The organism is Prosthecodimorpha staleyi (genome assembly GCF_018729455.1).
GTDB classification, from domain to species: domain Bacteria; phylum Pseudomonadota; class Alphaproteobacteria; order Rhizobiales; family Ancalomicrobiaceae; genus Prosthecodimorpha; species Prosthecodimorpha staleyi.
Genome location: NZ_JAHHZF010000006.1, coordinates 149,929 through 166,807 on the forward strand (window position 1 = coordinate 149,929; position 16,879 = coordinate 166,807).

The 16,879-nt window shown below is 67.4% G+C and carries 15 protein-coding genes; 8 read left to right on the forward strand and 7 right to left on the reverse strand.

Annotated features, from left to right (window positions below; translation table 11 throughout):
- The first annotated feature begins 20 nt into the window (after positions 1-20).
- The 5 genes from dctP to KL771_RS13475 all read left to right on the forward strand — a co-directional run bounded on the left by dctP (position 21) and on the right by KL771_RS13475 (position 5,874).
- Positions 21-1,046, forward strand: coding sequence for a TRAP transporter substrate-binding protein DctP (dctP, locus tag KL771_RS13455; protein ID WP_261969067.1), 1,026 nt, complete (start codon positions 21-23; stop codon positions 1,044-1,046).
- Positions 1,046-1,591, forward strand: coding sequence for a TRAP transporter small permease (locus KL771_RS13460; protein WP_261969068.1), 546 nt, complete (start codon positions 1,046-1,048; stop codon positions 1,589-1,591). The genes dctP and KL771_RS13460 overlap by 1 nt, the downstream gene beginning before the upstream one ends.
- Complete coding sequence (locus KL771_RS13465; RefSeq protein ID WP_261969069.1) at positions 1,588-2,940, forward strand: TRAP transporter large permease; 1,353 nt, start codon at positions 1,588-1,590, stop codon at positions 2,938-2,940. The genes KL771_RS13460 and KL771_RS13465 overlap by 4 nt, the downstream gene beginning before the upstream one ends.
- Positions 2,904-4,292 (forward strand): malonyl-CoA decarboxylase, encoded by a 1,389-nt coding sequence (locus tag KL771_RS13470; RefSeq protein WP_261969070.1) that lies wholly within the window; start codon positions 2,904-2,906, stop codon positions 4,290-4,292. Before KL771_RS13465 ends, KL771_RS13470 begins: the two co-directional genes overlap by 37 nt.
- Before the next feature lie 67 nt (positions 4,293-4,359).
- Complete coding sequence (locus KL771_RS13475; protein WP_261969071.1) at positions 4,360-5,874, forward strand: malonate--CoA ligase; 1,515 nt, start codon at positions 4,360-4,362, stop codon at positions 5,872-5,874.
- 46 nt (positions 5,875-5,920) lie between these two features.
- Here the strand turns inward: KL771_RS13475 and KL771_RS13480 are convergent, their stop codons facing one another.
- Together KL771_RS13480 and KL771_RS13485 are read right to left on the reverse strand one after the other, a co-directional pair.
- Entirely contained in the window at positions 5,921-7,972 is a 2,052-nt protein-coding gene (locus KL771_RS13480) for a sigma-54-dependent Fis family transcriptional regulator (protein WP_261969072.1), read from the reverse strand.
- 394 nt (positions 7,973-8,366) lie between these two features.
- Positions 8,367-9,275, reverse strand: a complete 909-nt coding sequence (locus KL771_RS13485) for a LysR family transcriptional regulator (RefSeq protein ID WP_261969073.1) — start codon at positions 9,273-9,275, stop codon at positions 8,367-8,369.
- A gap of 96 nt (positions 9,276-9,371) precedes the next feature.
- Between KL771_RS13485 and KL771_RS13490 the strand changes: the two genes are divergently transcribed.
- A complete protein-coding gene (locus tag KL771_RS13490) occupies positions 9,372-10,214 on the forward strand; it encodes a pirin family protein (RefSeq protein ID WP_261969074.1) in 843 nt (280 codons plus the stop codon).
- A gap of 69 nt (positions 10,215-10,283) precedes the next feature.
- On the forward strand, positions 10,284-10,940 hold the full coding sequence (locus KL771_RS13495; protein ID WP_261969075.1) for an NAD(P)-dependent oxidoreductase: 657 nt from the start codon (positions 10,284-10,286) through the stop codon (positions 10,938-10,940).
- Positions 10,941-11,370: 430 nt separating this feature from the next.
- On the opposite strand, the gene KL771_RS13500 is transcribed toward KL771_RS13495, so the two are convergent.
- From KL771_RS13500 to KL771_RS13520, 5 genes are all read right to left on the reverse strand, one after another.
- Positions 11,371-11,769: a DUF5615 family PIN-like protein gene (locus KL771_RS13500; protein WP_261969076.1), complete on the reverse strand. Its 399-nt coding sequence runs from the start codon at positions 11,767-11,769 to the stop codon at positions 11,371-11,373.
- Complete coding sequence (locus KL771_RS13505) at positions 11,766-12,419, reverse strand: DUF433 domain-containing protein (protein WP_261969077.1); 654 nt, start codon at positions 12,417-12,419, stop codon at positions 11,766-11,768. The genes KL771_RS13500 and KL771_RS13505 overlap by 4 nt, the downstream gene beginning before the upstream one ends.
- A gap of 116 nt (positions 12,420-12,535) precedes the next feature.
- Positions 12,536-14,032: a DHA2 family efflux MFS transporter permease subunit gene (locus KL771_RS13510; protein ID WP_261969289.1), complete on the reverse strand. Its 1,497-nt coding sequence runs from the start codon at positions 14,030-14,032 to the stop codon at positions 12,536-12,538.
- Between the two features lie 92 nt (positions 14,033-14,124).
- Entirely contained in the window at positions 14,125-15,330 is a 1,206-nt protein-coding gene (locus tag KL771_RS13515; RefSeq protein ID WP_261969078.1) for an HlyD family secretion protein, read from the reverse strand.
- A complete protein-coding gene (locus KL771_RS13520) occupies positions 15,320-15,823 on the reverse strand; it encodes a MarR family winged helix-turn-helix transcriptional regulator (protein ID WP_261969079.1) in 504 nt (167 codons plus the stop codon). The genes KL771_RS13515 and KL771_RS13520 overlap by 11 nt, the downstream gene beginning before the upstream one ends.
- A gap of 157 nt (positions 15,824-15,980) precedes the next feature.
- Between KL771_RS13520 and KL771_RS13525 the strand changes: the two genes are divergently transcribed.
- Entirely contained in the window at positions 15,981-16,874 is an 894-nt protein-coding gene (locus KL771_RS13525) for a DMT family transporter (RefSeq protein ID WP_261969080.1), read from the forward strand.
- Positions 16,875-16,879 lie beyond the last annotated feature (5 nt).

Consider the following 16,879-nt stretch of genomic DNA (forward strand, 5'->3'; position numbering starts at 1 on the left):
GACCAAGAGAGGATCGCCCCATGACCACGAGCCGCCGTTCCCTTCTGAAATTCGCCGCTGCCGCTCCGGCCGCCGCCCTCCTGCCGTGGAGTCCGGCCCGGGCCGCCGCCCGCCTCAAGATTTCACACCAGTTCCCCGGCGGTACGACCGACGACGGCGACTTCCGCGACCGTCTCTGCCGCAAGTTCGCCGCCGAAATCGCCAAGCGCTCGAACGGCGAACTCGGCGCCGACGTCTATGCCGGCTCGTCGCTGATGAAGACCAATGCCCAGTTCAGCGCCATGCGCAAGGGCGCGCTCGACCTGTCGCTCTATCCGCTCTCCTATGCGGGCGGCGAGGTGCCGGAGACCAATATCGGCCTGATGCCGGGCCTGGTCACCTCCTACAAGCAGGGCATGGCCTGGAAGACCGCACCGGTCGGCAAGATGCTGACCGACCTTCTCGCCGAGAAGGGCATCGTCGTGGTCACCTGGATGTGGCAGGCCGGCGGCGTCGCCAGCCGCGAAAAGCCGCTGGTCAACCCGGAGGACGCCAAGGGCCTGAAGGTGCGCGGCGGCTCGCGCGAGATGGACCTCGTGCTGCAGGCGGCCGGCGCGGCCGTGCTGTCACTGCCGTCGAACGAACTCTATGCCGCCATGCAGACCGGCGCCTGCGATGCCGGCATCACCTCCTCGACCAGCCTGATCTCGTTCCGCCTGGAGGAGATCGCCAAGCATCTGACCACCGGGCGCGGCAAGGCCTACTGGTACATGTTCGAGCCGCTCCTGATGTCGAAGACGATCTTCGACGGACTGACCAAGGAACAGCAGAAGCTGATCATGGAGGTCGGCGCCGAGATGGAGGCCTTCGGCACGGCGGAAGCCCAGAAGGACGACGAGGCGGTCGCCAAGGTCTATGCCAAGGCCGGCGCCAAGATCTACGATCTCGACGATGCCGTCGTCGGCAAGTGGCGGGCGATCGCGCGCGACACCGCCTGGAAGGACTACGCGGCCAAGAACGCCAATTGCGCCAAGCTGATGGATCTGGCCCTGCAGGTTTCCGCCTGATGAGCCACGCCCCCGCCGCCGGACCGGCGTCCCTGCCGGCCCCGTCCAACCCGGTGCTCGCGCTCGTCGCGCGGGCACTCGGCCTCCTCAACGGCGTGATCGTGGTCGCCGCCTCGATCGCGCTGGTGCTCGCCTGCGTGATCCTCAGCCATTCGGTGGTGGTGCGCTATTTCCTGCACCAGCCGACCTACTGGCAGGACGAGGCGGCCGTATTCCTGCTCGTTGGCGCGACCTTCCTGTCCGCCGCCTATGTGCAATCCCGGCGTGGCCATATCGGCATCGAAGCCTTCGCATCGATCCTGCCGGCCGGCATCGACCGGCTGCGCCGGCTGGTCATCGATGTGGCCAGCCTCGCCTTCTGCGCCTTCTTCGCCTGGAAGTCCTGGACGCTGCTGCACGAGGCCTGGGTCGACGGCCAGGTCACCTCCTCGACCTGGGCGCCGCCGCTCTGGATCCCCTATGCGGCGATGACCGGCGGCATGGCCCTGCTGTGCCTGCAGATCGCCCTGCAGGTCGCCCTCTGGTTCGATCGGGGGCGCGCATGAGCACGCTGTCGCTCGGTCTCCTCTATGGCGGCGCCACGCTGGCGGTCATGTTCTCCGGCATGCCGATCGCCTTCGCGCTCGGCGCCGTGGCGGTCGTGTTCATGGCCATCTTCATGCCGGCCGCATCCCTCGATACGGTCACGCAGAATGTCTACGAGGAGATGGCCTCGATCACGCTGCTGTCGATCCCGCTCTTCATCCTGAAGGGTGCGGCGATCGGCCGGTCGCGGGCCGGCCAGGATCTCTACTCGGCGATCCATGCCTGGATGTACCAGATCCCCGGCGGCCTCGGCATCGCCAACGTCTTCGCCTGCGCGGTTTTCGCCGCCATGGCCGGCTCGTCGCCGGCGACCTGCTCGGCGATCGGCTCGGCCGGCATCCCGGAGATGCGCAAGCGCGGCTATTCGGGCGGCTTCGCGGCCGGCATCATCGCCGCCGGCGGCACGCTCGGCATCCTGCTGCCGCCATCGGTGACCATGATCCTGTTCGCGGTCGCGGCCGAACAGTCGCTCGGGCGCCTGTTCCTGGCCGGCATCGGCCCGGGCCTCCTGCTGGTCGGCCTGTTCACGATCTACGCGGTCTATCGCTACCGGCGCGAATATGCCGCCGCCAAGGCCGCCTACGAGCGCGCCGGCACGCCGCATGCGATCCTCAGGCGCGAGCAGCTGACCATGGTCGAGCGCTTCTCGACCCTGCCGCGGGTGCTGCCCTTCGTGATCCTCCTGACCGGCGTCATGGTCGCGCTCTATGGCGGCTATGCGACACCGTCCGAGACGGCCGGCCTCGGCGGCATCCTGGCCCTCATCCTGATCGCGCTCATCTACCGGGTCTGGACCCCGACCGATCTCGGGCCGATCCTGACCGCGACGCTCCGCGAGGCGACCATGCTGATGATGATCATCGGCATGTCGCTGCTCTATTCCTACGTGATGAGCTACCTGCATCTCAGCCAGGCGGCCGCCCAGGCGATCGTCGCGCTCGGGCTCGGCAAGTGGCTGCTGCTCGCCGCCATCCTGCTGATGGTCGTGGTGCTCGGCTTCTTCCTGCCGCCGGTCTCGATCATCCTGATGACCGCCCCGATCATCCTGCCGCCGCTCAAGGCCGCCGGCTTCGATCTGGTCTGGTTCGGCGTGGTGATGACCATCGTCATGGAGATGGGCCTGATCCATCCCCCGGTCGGACTGAACATCTTCGTGATCAAGAACATCGCGCCGGATATTCCACTGAAGGACGTCATCTACGGGACATTGCCCTATGTCCTCCTGATGGCTCTCGCGGTGATCATCCTGTGCTTCCTGCCGGGCATCGCGACATGGCTGCCGGACCTGATCATGGGGGCAAGATCGTGATGAACATCACCTACATGGCCGAGCTTTTGGCGACCGTGAGCGAACGCGCCTCGCGGCTGGTCGGGCTCGGCCCGAAACCGCGGTCGACGGCGGAGCGGGGCGACATCGCCGCGCTCGCCGCCGATCTCGTCTCCCACCGCGGCGAGGCCTCCGGCGTCGCCATCGCGCGGGAGATCATCGCGCGCTACGACGCGCTTGGCACCGAGGAGAAGGTCCGCTTCCTGTCCGGCTTGGTCGAGCGCTTCGGCCCGGACGAGGAGCGCGTCGCCCGCGCCGTCGAAGCGTGGCGGACGGATCCCTCGCCGGCGGCGGTCAGCGAACTGCACATCGCCGCAGAGCCGCGCCGGCAGGAATTGCTGCGCCGCCTCAACCTCGCCCCCGGCGGTACCCTGGCGCTCGTGCATATGCGCGAGGACGTGCTCGATCTGATGGGCGACGAGCCGAACCTGAAGGTGCTCGACATCGACCTCGTGCATCTGTTCTCGTCCTGGTTCAACCGCGGCTTCCTGGTGGTGCGCCGGATCGACTGGTCGACCCCGGCCAACATCCTGGAAAAGCTGATCGAATACGAGGCCGTCCACGAGATCGACGGCTGGGACGACCTGCGCCGCCGGATCGAGCCGGCCGACCGGCGCTGCTACGCCTTCTTCCACCCGCAGCTCGCCGACGAGCCCCTGATCTTCGTCGAGATCGCGCTGACCACCGGCATTCCGTCCGCCATCGGCCCGCTGCTCGCCGCCGACCGCAAGCCGCTCGCGCCGAAGGAGGCGACCACGGCGGTGTTCTATTCGATCTCCAACTGCCAGCAGGGCCTCGCCGGCATCTCCTTCGGCTCGTTCCTGATCAAGCAGGTGGTCGACGAACTGAAGCGCGACCTGCCGCAACTGACCACCTTCGTCACCCTCTCGCCGGCGCCCGGCTTCGCCGCCTGGCTCGATTGCGAGCGCAATGCCGAGACGAGCCCGCTGTCCCCGTCCGACCGCCAGACGCTCGACCTGCTCGACCGGCCCGGCTGGCATCTCGACAAGGCGATCATCGACCGGATCGAGCCGGTCATGCGCCACGCCGCCGCGCGCTACTATCTGGAGGCGCGCACCGCGAAGGGACGTCCGGTCGATCCGGTCGCCCGCTTCCATCTCGGCAACGGCGCGCGGCTCGAACAGATCGACTTCATCGGCGACACCAGCCCGCGCGGCCTCGCCCAGGCCTACGGGCTGATGGTCAACTATCTCTACGACCTCGAACGGATCGAGGAGAACCACGAGGCCTATGCGGACAAGGGCGCCACCGCGGCCTCCTCCGCCGTCCGCGCCCTCCTCAAGCGGGATACGTCCTCGCGCGAACTTGCCTGAGCCCCGCCGATCACTCTCATGAATCGCGGCCGGCCGAACCCGTCCGCCGTCCTCCCGGATCCTTGCCATGACCAATCTCGCCACCCAGATCCGCCACCTCGGCGCCCCCGCCGAAAAGACCTTCATCGAGACCGGCGACGGCCGGCGGATCACCTATGCCGAACTCTGGGCGACGACGGCGCGGATCGCCAACCACCTCGTGGCGCTGGGCCTGCAGCCCGGCGACCGGGTGGCCGTGCAGGTCGAGAAGTCGCCCGAGGCGCTGATGCTCTATCTGGCCACGATCCGGGCCGGGGGCGTATTCCTGCCGCTCAACACCGCCTATACGCTGGCCGAGCTCGAATATTTCCTCGGCGATGCGGAACCGGCCATCGTGGTCTGCCGGCCCGCCGACGCCGCGGCCATGACGGCGCTGGCGGCCCGGCTCGGCGCGGCGCGGGTCGAGACGCTCGGCACCCGGGGCGACGGCAGCGTCATGGCCGGTGCGGGAGCGGCCTCCGAGCGGTTCGAGGATGTCGAGCGCGCCGACGACGATCTCGCCGCGATCCTCTATACCTCCGGCACGACCGGGCGCTCCAAGGGCGCCATGCTGAGCCACCGCAACCTCGCCTCCAATGCCGAGACGCTGGTCGCCACCTGGCGCTTCACGGCCGACGACGTGCTGATCCATGCCCTGCCGATCTACCACACGCATGGATTGTTCGTGGCCTCGAACATCATCCTGATGGCCGGCGCCTCGATGATCTTCCTGCCGCGCTTCGATGCCGACCAGATCGTCGGCTATTTCGCCCGCGCCACGACGCTGATGGGCGTGCCGACCTTCTATGTCCGGCTCAGCCAGCATCCCGGCGTCACCCGCGCCTCGACGGCCGGCATGCGCCTGTTCGTCTCCGGCTCGGCACCGCTGCTGGCCGAGACCCACCGCGCCTTCGAGGCGGCGACCGGCAAGGCCATCCTGGAGCGCTACGGGATGACCGAGACCAACATGAACACCTCCAACCCCTATGACGGCGACCGTATCGCCGGCACCGTCGGCCTGCCTCTGCCCGGCGTCGATCTGCGCGTCGCCGACCCCGAGACCGGCCGCCTCATGGCGCAGGGCGAGATCGGCGTCATCGAGGTCAAGGGCCCGAACGTGTTCCAGGGCTACTGGCGCATGCCGGAGAAGACCGCGGCCGAGTTCCGCCCCGACGGCTTCTTCATCACCGGCGATCTCGGCAAGATCGACGAGCGCGGCTATGTCCACATCGTCGGCCGCGGCAAGGACCTGGTCATTTCGGGCGGCTTCAACGTCTATCCGAAGGAGGTCGAGACCGAGATCGACGCCATCGCCGGTGTGGTCGAAAGCGCCGTGATCGGCGTGCCGCATCCCGATCTCGGCGAAGGCGTCACCGCCGTGGTCGTGCGCGAGCCCGGTGCCGGCGTCGACGAGGCCGCCGTGACGGCCGCGCTGGCCGATCGGCTGGCCCGGTTCAAGCAGCCCAAACGCGTCTTCTTCGTCGACGACCTGCCGCGCAACACGATGGGCAAGGTGCAGAAGAACGTGCTGCGCGACCAGTACCGGACCATCTACGGCGGGTGACGCCCGTCGCCGGGCATGGCGCACGGCGAGATGCGGCCGGCGTGGCTCAATCCGCCGCGAGGCGGCGCAGGCGGCGGTGGATGGTGGTGCGGTCGACGCCGAGCCGGCGGGCCAGTTCGGAGACGTTGCCGCCGCAGGCGGCGAGGTCGGCGCGCAGGTCCGCACCGGCCTTGCGCAGCGGCGGCAAGGCGGCCGTTCCATTGTCGCGGGTCCCGCTTCGGCGCGGCCCGCTTCGGTCCATCCCGTCTCGATCCGTTCCGCTGCGGTCCGCCGCCGCGGCGCCGAGACCGGGCGCACCGGTGAGCATGTCCGGCAGATCCTCCGGGCGGACCTCGCCGCCATCTGCCAGCGCGGCGGCGACGCGCAGCACGTTGGCGAGTTCGCGCAGGTTGCCCGGCCAGTCATGGGCGCGCAGGGCGAGCCGGGCGGCCGGCGAAAGGCGCAGCGCCCCGCCCTGCTCCTCCGCGGCCCGCCGCAGCAGGTGGTCGGTGACGGCATCGAAATCCTGCCGCTCGCGCAAGGGCGGCAGGGCGAGCGTCGCGGCGTTGAGCCGGTAGTAGAGATCCTGCCGGAAGCGCCCGGCCGCGACGCGGCGATCGAGCCGGTGATGGGACGCCGAGATCAGCCGGAAATGCACGGGCTTCGCCCGATGCGCGCCGACCGGCGTCACCTCCCCTTCCGCCAGCACGCGCAGGAGCCGGGCCTGCAGGCCGAGCGGCATGTCGCCGATCTCGTCCAGGAACAGCGTGCCGCCGTCGGCCGCCTCGATCAGTCCGGTCTTGCCGCGCGGCGCCGCGCCCGTGAAGGCACCCGGCGCATAGCCGAACAGCTCGGATTCGATCAGGCTCTCGGGGATCGCCGCGCAATTGACCGCGACGAAGCGGCCCGGCTGCGGCCGGCTGTCGTGGATGGCGCGGGCGAGATATTCCTTGCCGGTGCCGGTCTCGCCCTGGATCAGGATCGGAATGTCGCGCGGGGCGAGCTTCATGGCGCGCAGCTGCACGGCTTCCATGGCCGGATCGCCGAAGCCCAGTTCGCGCAGCGGCCGCGGCACCCGGCTGACCGGCACGGCGGTACCGCGGAAGCTCGCCACCGGGGCGACCGCGCTCGCAAACAGCGCCGCGCTGGCGCGGGTGCGCACGATTCGCTCGCCGCTCGGCTGGCCGCGCATCAGGCGCGGCAGGTCGTCGACCTCCAGCTCCAGGAGCCGGGAGACCGGCTGCCCGATCAGGGCGCGCGTCTCGCCGGCGCGCAGGCCGAGCAGGCGCGATAGGGCGCGCAGGCCGCCATGGGTCATGCCGGAGATGCGGCCCGCCCCGTCGATCGACAGGGCCGCCTCCGGATCGACATCGAGGAATTCGGGCGAGCGCGACAGGCGCAGGATCCAGTCCTGCCGGGTGCGCGCCATCAGGTTGGCGAGCTCGATCCGCCGCGCCGTCTCGGTGACCAGATGCTGGGCCAGCTGCTGGCTCGCCTTGGCGGTCGGCGAGCGCAGCTGCGAGATGTCGACCACCGCCGTCAGGTCGCCGAGCGTGTCGAAGACCGGCGCGGCCGAGCAGGTCAGGCCGATATGGCTGGTGTCGAAATGGTCGTCCTGGTGGATCACGACCGGATCGCCGGAGACGATGCAGGCCCCGACCGCGCAGGTGCCCGCGCGGCTCTCCGACCATTCCGAGCCGAGATAGAGCCCGGCCCGGCGCAGATGGTTGTCGAAGGTCGGATCGCCGAGAAAGTCGACCGTCACGCCGCGCGCATCCGACAGGAGCAGGACATAGTGCTGGTCCATGACATGGCGGAACAGGCCTTCGAGCGCCGACCGGCCGATCCGGATCAGGTCCTGCGCCTGCTGGCGATGCTCCTTCAGCTGCGTTTCCGGGACGATATAGGCCTGCTGCGCCTGGGCCGGATCGAGCCGGTAGTCGTTCAGGCAGCGCAGCCAGGATTGCAGCACCGGTGCATCCCGCAGGCTCGCATCCCCGCGCGCAACGCGCTCGAGCTCCAGCACATGGGATTTCGCCGACACCGAGGCCGACCCTACTGTCGACGCAGCGGCCGGCTTGCTGGCCGACCTTTCGGCCGGCGTGTTGGCCGACACCATGGCATGCTCCCCGGCGCCGCTTCTGTCGACGGCTGCCCAGCCCGAATTCAACCGATTGAAGGGTCGCATGCCAGGGCATGGGGATCAACAGGTGCCGATCCGGCGGGACCGCGCGCCGCAGGGTCTTTGGTCGGCGCCCGGCCGAGGACGACTTCCCGCCGTCCCTCAGCGGAACGTCCGGATCACGTTCCTGCCGAGTTCGACGAGGAGACGCCGTTCATCGGCCGGCAGACCGACCATCCATTCATGGGCGACGGGGGCCATCGCCTCGGCGCCTGGTCGCCGCGCTGGCGATGGGCCAGGACCAGAACAGAGTCCGATTGTGAACGAGGGCAACCACGGGACAAGGTCAGTCCGAACCCGTCCTGCGCGGGTCTTGGCAGTCTCAGCTCAGTCAGACACCGATCGTGCGCGACGATGCTTTCACAAGCTCGTCGATAAGTCCCCGTCCGGCCGGACCTGGGGGCGTATCGGTCCTATAAATCGCCGACATTGCGATCGTCGACGCAATGGTCATGTCCGCAATCTCAATCGGCACGAGCAATCCCCGGTCGAGATCATCTCGAATGACTTCGACCGGCATCCCGCCCCAACCGAGCCCGGCTTTCAGCAGGGCGTGCTTGGCGCCGAGATCGTAGAGTCGCCAGGTTTTGGGCGAAAAGACGCGGAAATCCTTGTCCTCTGTGAGCCGGGAGCGGTCAGAGAGAACCAGTTGCACATGGTTCGCAAGCGTTCTGGTCGAAATCGGTCCCCGGCAATGTGCGAGCGGGTGACTGGGGGCCGCCACCATCTGATATCCGATTTGCAACAGATACTCGCTACTGAGATCAGGGTGGGCGCCACCGACAGGGCCGCGTATGCCGAAGGCGCATGTCTTGTCGAGCACCAGTTCCAGAACGGCGCCCAGTCCCTCCACCGAGATACGCAACGGCGTGTCCGGGAAGCGAGACTGAAAGCCGGCAATGGCTTCCGTGAGTACGCGGGTCGGAAAAAGCACGTTGATGACAACGCTGAGTGCGGGTTCAAGGCCGCCCGCCAGTCCTCGCGCCCGCGCCTTGAACTGATCCATGGCGCTCGTGACGGCCCGCGCCTGCTCGAGCAGTGCGCGCCCCTGCTCCGTCAGCTCCGGATACCGCCCGCTCCGATCGAACAGGGTGACGCCGATCAGACTTTCGAGATTGGCCACGGCCTGGCTGACGACCGACTGCGCTCGGCCCAATTGCCGCCCAGCGGCAGAAAAGCTGCCGGAATCGGCGGCAGCCACGAAGGTTCGCAACTGATCGAGCGAGAAGCCATCGAGCATATATCTATATTCCAGATACTTTATATCGAGACATATAGGGTTATCAGATGGCAGGCAATGGCGAACAATGCCCCTCACGTACCGAGAGGCAAATCCGTGGCCATACGCGTTTCCGAAATTATCCAGGCGCGCCGACACAGCAACGGCGGCATTTTCTCCGTCAACGCCATCGATCTCCGACGGATGAAAGGCCTCGCATCACCCCTCGTCCTGCTCGACAATTTCCGTGTGTCCGGCCAGCCCTTCGGACCCCATCCCCACGCCGGCTTTTCTGCCATCACCTATGTGTTCGAGGATTCGCACGTCGCCCTGCGCAGCCGCGACTCGCTCGGAAATGATCTCGAGATCGGCCCTGGCGGCATTGTCTGGTTGCAGGCGGGGCGCGGGGCGCAGCACCAAGAGGTGCCGGCCGTACGCGGGAATGAACTGCACGGAGCACAGATCTACGTCAACCTCAGCGCGCGCAACAAGCTCGCCGATCCCAAGACGATGTATCTGCTGCCCGGTGATGTTCCCGAATGGCGCAGTCCGTTTGGCGATCGTATCCGCGTTTTGGTCGGCAGTTACGGGAATGTCATTTCGCCCATAGAACCGATCGAACCCTACCGCATACTCGATGCGTTTCTGGTTTTTGACGTCACCTATCAGCTCGTGCGCGGCGAGAACAGCGTCATCTATCTGCTCGATGGACAGATGGACCTGAAGGTTGACGATCAGGTGCATCGCTTGTCGTCAGAAACCGCGATTGCGCTCTCTGGCGCCGGAGAGGTCCGGCTCAGAACGGCCGACGGGGTCGCGCATGTCCTTCTGCTTTCCGGGCCGGCACTTGATGAGCCGATTTTTGCCGAAGGCCCCTTCGTCATGAACGACGCCGCCGGCATCCGCAGTGCCTACCACCGCTTTCAGTCCGGCGAGATGGGCCGGCTCGACGCAGTCTAACGCGATACCTCATTTAAGGCCCACGAGGGGTCTCAAGTCGCAAATCTAAGAGAAATCAGGAGCATATCCATGACGGTCACGAAGACAATCACCATCGTTGGCGGGACCGGCTATGCCGGATCAGCGATTGCACGCGAAGCCGCGAAACGCGGCCACCGCGTGACCTCCGTCAGCCGGTCGGTTCCAGCCGAACCGAACCCCGGCATCAGCTATGTTGCATCCAGCGTCGAGGATGCTGGTGCGTCGATTGCCGGTGCGGATGTTGTCGTCGGGGCGTTCTCCCCGCGTGGTGCCAACAAGGGCGCTCTCGCCAAGGTCTATGCCGACCTCGCCAGCAAAGCCGTTGAAGCGGGCGCACGTCTCGTTCTCGTCGGCGGCTTCTCATGCTTGCGGCGCTCGGAGGGCGCACCGCGCATGCTGGAGGCGGAGAGCTTCCCGGCCGACGTTCCGGCCGAGGTCGTCGCGGAAGCGCTGGAGAATCTGGACGTTCTGAACAATCTCCTGGCGGATGAGAGTGGCGTGGACTGGCTGTTCGTGTCGCCAGCGATGGAATTTTCCGCTTGGCAGCCAGGCGAGGATCTCGGTCGCTACCGGGTGGGTGACGAGGTCGCGTTGTTCGACGAGAACGGCAGATCGGCAATCAGCGGCATCGACTTTGCCCGAGCGGTGCTCGACGAGATTGAGCAGCCCACCCGACACCGAGCGCAGATCGGCGTTGCATACTGAAGTCGCGCGACTTTCTGGTCCGCCAATTTTCCTCGACCGGCCAGGCCCGTCGTCACGACGGTTCAGAAGGGGTGAAGTGAAGTCGAACCCACCAAACGGGTGCGGTCAGACCGAGCCGCAGCCCCACCGGGACTGCGGCACCGGCGCATCACGCAGGGCCGCATCCCCGGCGCGCAACGCGCTCGAGCTCCAGCACATCGGACTTGGCCGACACCGCGGCCCCGCCCGTCGCCGCCATCGTGGAGGACTTGCTGGCCGACACCATGGCATGCTCCCCGGCGCCGCTTCTGTCGACGGCTGCCCAGCCCGAATTCAACCGATTGAAGGGTCGCATGCCCGGGCATGGGGATCAACAGGTGCCGATCCGGCGGGACCGCGCGCCGCAGGGTCCCTGGTCGGCGCCCGGCTGAGGACGGCTTCCCGCCGTCCCTCAGCGGAACGTCCGGATGACGCTCTTGCGGATTTCCACGAAGAGACGCCGTTCCCCGGCTTGTCTGGGGACCATCCACTCATGTTCAACGAGGGTCATGGCCTCGGCGACGCGGCTTGCCGCATGGACGGCCTCGCACGACAGTTTCAGAAGGCTGAGCTGGGCAAAGCGCCCCTTGGACACGCCGGCATCGCGGGCGATTTGCTTCATGTCGCCGTCGAGGCTGACCAGGATCGCGTCGTTTGCCTCCGCCAACGCACAGACAAGCGGATCCGGGGACCCGGTTGCACCGGCTTCGCGCAACAGAATGACGAAATGTCCCGAATCCGAAAGCACCCGCCCCACGCTATCCGGGACGCATTCATCCAAGAAGAAGCGGAGCTGCGGTCGATCGGTCACGCCGCCTTCGTTTGCGTGTCGAATGAGACCGCAGCCTTGATGTCGGCCTCACTCAGGGTTGGATATTCTTGCATGATCTGCGCCAGTGAATAACCGGCCTCGGCAAAACTCTTGATGGCCGCAACGGGAATGCGAGTTCCCGCGACCACGGGCATGTTGCTCGCCACAAAGCGGCTTCGCGCGACGGCGCCAATATCTTCAATCGATCTCACCGACAGGGCTTCGACATCCCGGCGGGTGTCCGACATCACCGTCTCAAGCGGGATACCGAGAGCGTATTGACCGGACACGACCTCCCGCTGCTTGCCGTCTTCTGGGTCGACGAAATTGACGCGCCGCTTGAGGACATAAAGGGTGGTCCGCGACCATGCGTTGCTGTCCATGGCGCACAGGCGCTTCGCAACATCCCGCAGATGCCTGACCGAAACGGAATACTGCTTGGTCAGGACATTCAGGACACGCAGGGATGCAATGTCCTGGAAGGAATAGACCCGGCTGAACGCCGCGCGTCGATTCGGGTCGGCAAACTGCGGCCGGAAGAACCCCGTCCGATCCCAATAGCGCAGTTGATGCACACTGAGCCCGGTCAGGCGCGAAGCCTGCTCTTCGGTGAAGGCGCTGACCACCCCGTGTGCCGACCTGTTGCTCATGAGAAATCGTAACCCGGAATCGTCGCGGAACAAAGACGGGACGATGGCGACAAATCAACTTCCGGTGCTGCTTGTCGCCGCAGCCCCACCGGGACTGCGGCCGGTCTCCTGGCCCCTCAATCCGCCACCGCATGGGCCGGATCCACCTTGGCGGGCGTCTTGCCGACGCGGATCAGGAGGAGGAGCGGGAGGGCGGCGAGGCTGATGAAGGTCATCAGGCGGAAGTCGTTGGCATAGGCGATGATCACCGCCTGGGCGGTGACCAGCTGCTCGAGCAGGGCGCGGCCGGTCGTCGTGGCGGGATCGACCAGGGCGGCGGACGGGAATTGCAGGCCGAGATTCCAGGGCGTCAGGCTCTCGGTCAGGCGGGCATGCATCAGCGTGGTGGTCGAGGTCAGCTGCGCGATCACGATCGAGACGCCGACGGCGCTGCCGAGATTGCGGATCAGCGTCCAGACCGCGGTGCCCTCGGTGCGGTAGCGCGTCGGCAGGGTCGCGAAGGCGACCGTGTTGAGCGGCACGAAGACGAAGCCGAGGCCGACCCCCTGCATGATCGAGGTCCAGACGATCGTGCTGGCGGCGGTGTCGGCGGTCATGCCGGTCATGAAGACCAGCGGCAGGGTCGACAGGATCAGGCCGGTCAGGATCATCAGCCGCGCGTCGATCCGGCCGAGCAGGCGGCCGGTGACCATCATGGCCGCCATGGTGCCGATGCCGCGCGTGCCGAGCAGCAGGCCGGCCTGCATGACCGGATAGCCGATGACGTTCTGCACGAAGGGCGTGACGAGCGCCATGGTGGCGAGCAGGATGATGCCGACCACGAACATGAACACGACGCCGACCGAAAAGTTGGTGTCGCGGAAGATCTGGATCGGGATGAACGGCCGTTCCGCGGTCAGCGAATGGACGACGAAATACCAGAGCCCGGCCGCGGCGACGATCGCCTCGGCGCGGATCTCGGCCGAATCGAACCAGCCGAGCGACTCGCCCCGGTCGAGCATCAATTGCGCCGCGCCGATGCCGATCGACAGGGCCGCGAAGCCGAACCAGTCGAAGCGCATGCCCGGCTGGGTCGGCGTCTCCTGCATGAAGGCGGCGAGGCCGAGCACGGTGGCGATGCCGAAGGGCAGGTTGACGAAGAAGACCCAGTGCCAGGACAGCGTATCGGTCAGCCAGCCGCCGAGCGTCGGGCCCATGATCGGGCCGATCATCACGCCCATGCCCCAGACCGCCATGGCCTGGCCGCGCCGCTCGGGCGGATAGATGGCCATCATCACCGCCTGGCTCAGCGGCACCAGCGCGGCGCCGAAGACGCCCTGCAGCAGGCGGTAGAGCACCATGTCGGTGATCGACTGGGCGATGCCGCACAGCATCGATGCCACGGTGAAGCCGGCCGCGCAGACGATCAGCACCTTCTTGGTGCCGAAGCGCATGGCCAGCCAGCCGACCGGCGCGGTCATGATCGCGGCGGCGACGATATAGGAGGTCAGCACCCAGTTGACCTGGTCGAGCGTGGCCGACAGGCTGCCCTGCATGTAGGGCAGCGCCACATTGGCGATGGTCGTGTCGAGCGCCTGCATGATCGTCGCCGCCATCAGGCAGACGGTGATCATGCCGCGGTTCTTGACCACGCCGGCCGAGGCGGCCCCGCTCTGGGCTGCCCCCGCCGGGGCTGCGGCGGGGGCCTTGCCTGCGCCGGGGCCGCTCACCGGACGGTCGGCGCGACCGACTTCGGTGCGCCCTCCCCGCCCGCGAAGGCCGGCAGGCCGACCAGCCCGGCGAGGCTGCGCTTGCGGCCGGTATCGATCGAAACGTCGGCGCTCATGCCGGCGCGCAGGCCGGTCGTGTCCTCGCCCGGCGCGAAGGCGACCCGGACCGGCACGCGCTGGACAACCTTGACCCAGTTGCCCGACGCGTTCTGCGCCGGCAGGATCGAGAATTGCGCGCCCGTGCCGGGACTGATCGCATCGACCGTGCCGTGCCAGACCCGGCCCGGATAGGCATCGACCGTTATCTCGACCGGCAGGCCCGGCCGGACGAATTCGAGATCGGTCTCCTTCGGATTGGCGTCGACCCACAGCCGGTCGGTGCCGACAATCGCGAAGACGGTGGTGCCGGCGGTCAAGTAGCGGCCCATCTGGATAGACGGCACCTGGGTGGCCATGCCGGCGATCGGCGAGCGCAGGACGGTGTTGTCGAGGTCGCGCTGCGCCATGTCGCGCTTGGACAGCGCCTCGCGATAGGGCGGAAAGCGGTCGATCGGCAGCGCCGGATCGCCGAGCAGCTGATTGAGGGCGGCGACGCGGCTCTGCTTCAGGGTCTCGGCCTGCGAGCGCACCGCGGCCAAGGCCAGCCGCACGGTCTCAACATCGGTCTGGGTCGCAACCCGGTTGCCGAGCAGCGACGACTTGCGTTCGAGATCCTTCTCACGCAGCTCGATGCTCTCCTCCGCGATGACGATCTGGCGGGCGAGGCTCGCCACCGACGTGGTCAGGTTGGCATGGTCGGCGCGCACCGACTGCAGCTTGGCTTCGGCCTCGGCCAGCGCCAGCCGATAGGATTCCGGATCGATCGCGAAGAGCGGGTCACCCGGCCGGACCTTCTGGCCCTCGGTCACGTCGATGCGCACGACCCGCCCGGAGACCTCCGGGGTGATCAGCACCTTCTCGGCGCCGACATAGCTGTTGTCGGTCGAGATCCAGCGGCCGCCGGCAAGCCAGAGCGCGCCGCCGCCGACCGCGGCCGCCAGCGGCAGCACGACCATCAGCACGAAGCGCATCCCGGCCTTGCGGTTGCGCCGCTGGGTGGCGGCTTCGACGGCGGCGTGCGGCGCCGGCAGTGCCAGAGGGCCGGATGCAGCCGAAGCCGCGACTTCGGCCTTCGGCGCGGCGGGGGCGGTGTCAGTCGGCATGGGCAAGCTCCGAATCCGCTGCGACCGCATGACAATCGGCGCCGGATTTGATGTTCTGCTTGATGGCGTTGAGCGAGGCCTTCAGCGTGGCGACGGCCTCCGGCGTAAAGCCGGCCAGCATCTCGTCGGTGATCGCGAGAGCCAGCGGTGCCAGATCCTCGACGGCGCGGCGGCCGGCCTCGGTCGTGAAGAGGAGGTTGGCGCGGCGGTCGCTCGGATGCGGCCGACGCTCGACCAGCCCCTGCGCGTCCAGCCGGTCGATCAGCCGCGTCAGGGTGATCGGCTGGATTTCCAGGAGCTCGGCCAGTTCGGCCTGGGTCCGCCCCTCCTGGACATAGAGCTTGCCGAGCAGCGCCCATTGCGCACGGGTCGTGCCGCATTCCCGCGCCCGCTGATCGACAAAGGACCGGATCTGGCGCGCCGTATCGACCAGCAGGAGAAACACCTCCCGGCGCGGATCGGCATAAAGGGACTGTAGCTGAGCCTTCGACATGCGCTCAATATAAGCATGCTTATTATATGGAAAAGGGACTTTGAGCATGGCAGGAATGCACAAGCGCTTCGGCTCGCCCTGCCTTGCGCGAAACTTCGGCTTCTGAAACAAAACGCCCGGGTGCCGTGCCCTGTCGCGACGGCCGACCGAGGTCGCCATGGATCGTCTTGCGCCGGGCCATACCACCGGCATTCTTCTCTATTCGGCTGGAATCTTCTTCTTCGCCCTCAACGACGCGCTCGGCAAATGGCTGGTCGCCGACTATTCGGTCGGCCAGCTCCTGTTGCTGCGCACGATCGGAGCGGTCTTCGTGCTGGCGCCGCTCATCTGGATGCACCGGCCGGCGCTGTTCGGCGGCGGCCAGACCGGGCTGAAGCTCGCCCGCGTCGCCTGCATGGCGGCCGATACCTTCGCCTTCTACTATTCGACGCTCTATCTTCCGCTCGCCGACGTGATGACCTTCTACATGGCGGCACCGCTGCTGATCACCGCGATCGCGGTGCCGTTCCTGGGCGAGAAGGTCGGCATCTGGCGCTGGTCGGCGATCCTGGTCGGCTTCGTCGGCGTGGTCATCGCCCTGAAGCCGACCGGTGCGGCCGTCTCGATGGTCTCGCTGATCGCCCTGTTCGGCTCGACCATGTATGCGGCCGGCGTCACCATCACGCGCGCGCTCAAGGATACCCACTGGCTGCAGCTGGTGACGTGGCAGTTCGCCGGCGCCGGCCTGACCGGCCTGGTCACGGCGCCGATCGGCTGGGTCACGCCCGGCCCGGTGGATCTGATCCTGCTGTTCCTGCTCGGCGTCGTCGCGGTCGTCTGCTTCATCCTGATCGTCCGCGCGCTCTCGAACACGCCCGCCTCGGTGCTCGCCCCGTTCCAGTACAGCTCGATCCTGTGGGCGGCCGTGATGGGCTGGCTGGTCTGGGGCGACGTGCCGACGCGCGAGATCGTCATCGGCAACGCCATCATCGTGGCGAGCGGGCTCTATCTCTTCTATCGCGAGCGGCGGCGTGGCTCGGACGTCGCCGACCGGATCGAACCGATCCCGTGAATCGA

What these genes read in the sequence shown, in the direction of transcription:
- KL771_RS13460 (WP_261969068.1), top strand. Translation starts at nt 1,046, where the DNA reads ATGAGCCACGCCCCCGCCGCCGGACCGGCGTCCCTGCCGGCCCCGTCC.
- KL771_RS13520 (WP_261969079.1), bottom strand. Translation starts at nt 15,823, where the DNA reads ATGTCGAAGGCTCAGCTACAGTCCCTTTATGCCGATCCGCGCCGGGAG.
- KL771_RS13495 (WP_261969075.1), top strand. Translation starts at nt 10,284, where the DNA reads ATGACGGTCACGAAGACAATCACCATCGTTGGCGGGACCGGCTATGCC.
- KL771_RS13515 (WP_261969078.1), bottom strand. Translation starts at nt 15,330, where the DNA reads ATGCCGACTGACACCGCCCCCGCCGCGCCGAAGGCCGAAGTCGCGGCT.
- KL771_RS13475 (WP_261969071.1), top strand. Translation starts at nt 4,360, where the DNA reads ATGACCAATCTCGCCACCCAGATCCGCCACCTCGGCGCCCCCGCCGAA.
- KL771_RS13510 (WP_261969289.1), bottom strand. Translation starts at nt 14,032, where the DNA reads ATGATCACCGTCTGCCTGATGGCGGCGACGATCATGCAGGCGCTCGAC.
- dctP (WP_261969067.1), top strand. Translation starts at nt 21, where the DNA reads ATGACCACGAGCCGCCGTTCCCTTCTGAAATTCGCCGCTGCCGCTCCG.
- KL771_RS13485 (WP_261969073.1), bottom strand. Translation starts at nt 9,275, where the DNA reads ATGCTCGATGGCTTCTCGCTCGATCAGTTGCGAACCTTCGTGGCTGCC.
- KL771_RS13525 (WP_261969080.1), top strand. Translation starts at nt 15,981, where the DNA reads ATGGATCGTCTTGCGCCGGGCCATACCACCGGCATTCTTCTCTATTCG.
- KL771_RS13470 (WP_261969070.1), top strand. Translation starts at nt 2,904, where the DNA reads ATGGCTGCCGGACCTGATCATGGGGGCAAGATCGTGATGAACATCACC.
- KL771_RS13505 (WP_261969077.1), bottom strand. Translation starts at nt 12,419, where the DNA reads ATGAGCAACAGGTCGGCACACGGGGTGGTCAGCGCCTTCACCGAAGAG.
- KL771_RS13465 (WP_261969069.1), top strand. Translation starts at nt 1,588, where the DNA reads ATGAGCACGCTGTCGCTCGGTCTCCTCTATGGCGGCGCCACGCTGGCG.
- KL771_RS13480 (WP_261969072.1), bottom strand. Translation starts at nt 7,972, where the DNA reads ATGGTGTCGGCCAACACGCCGGCCGAAAGGTCGGCCAGCAAGCCGGCC.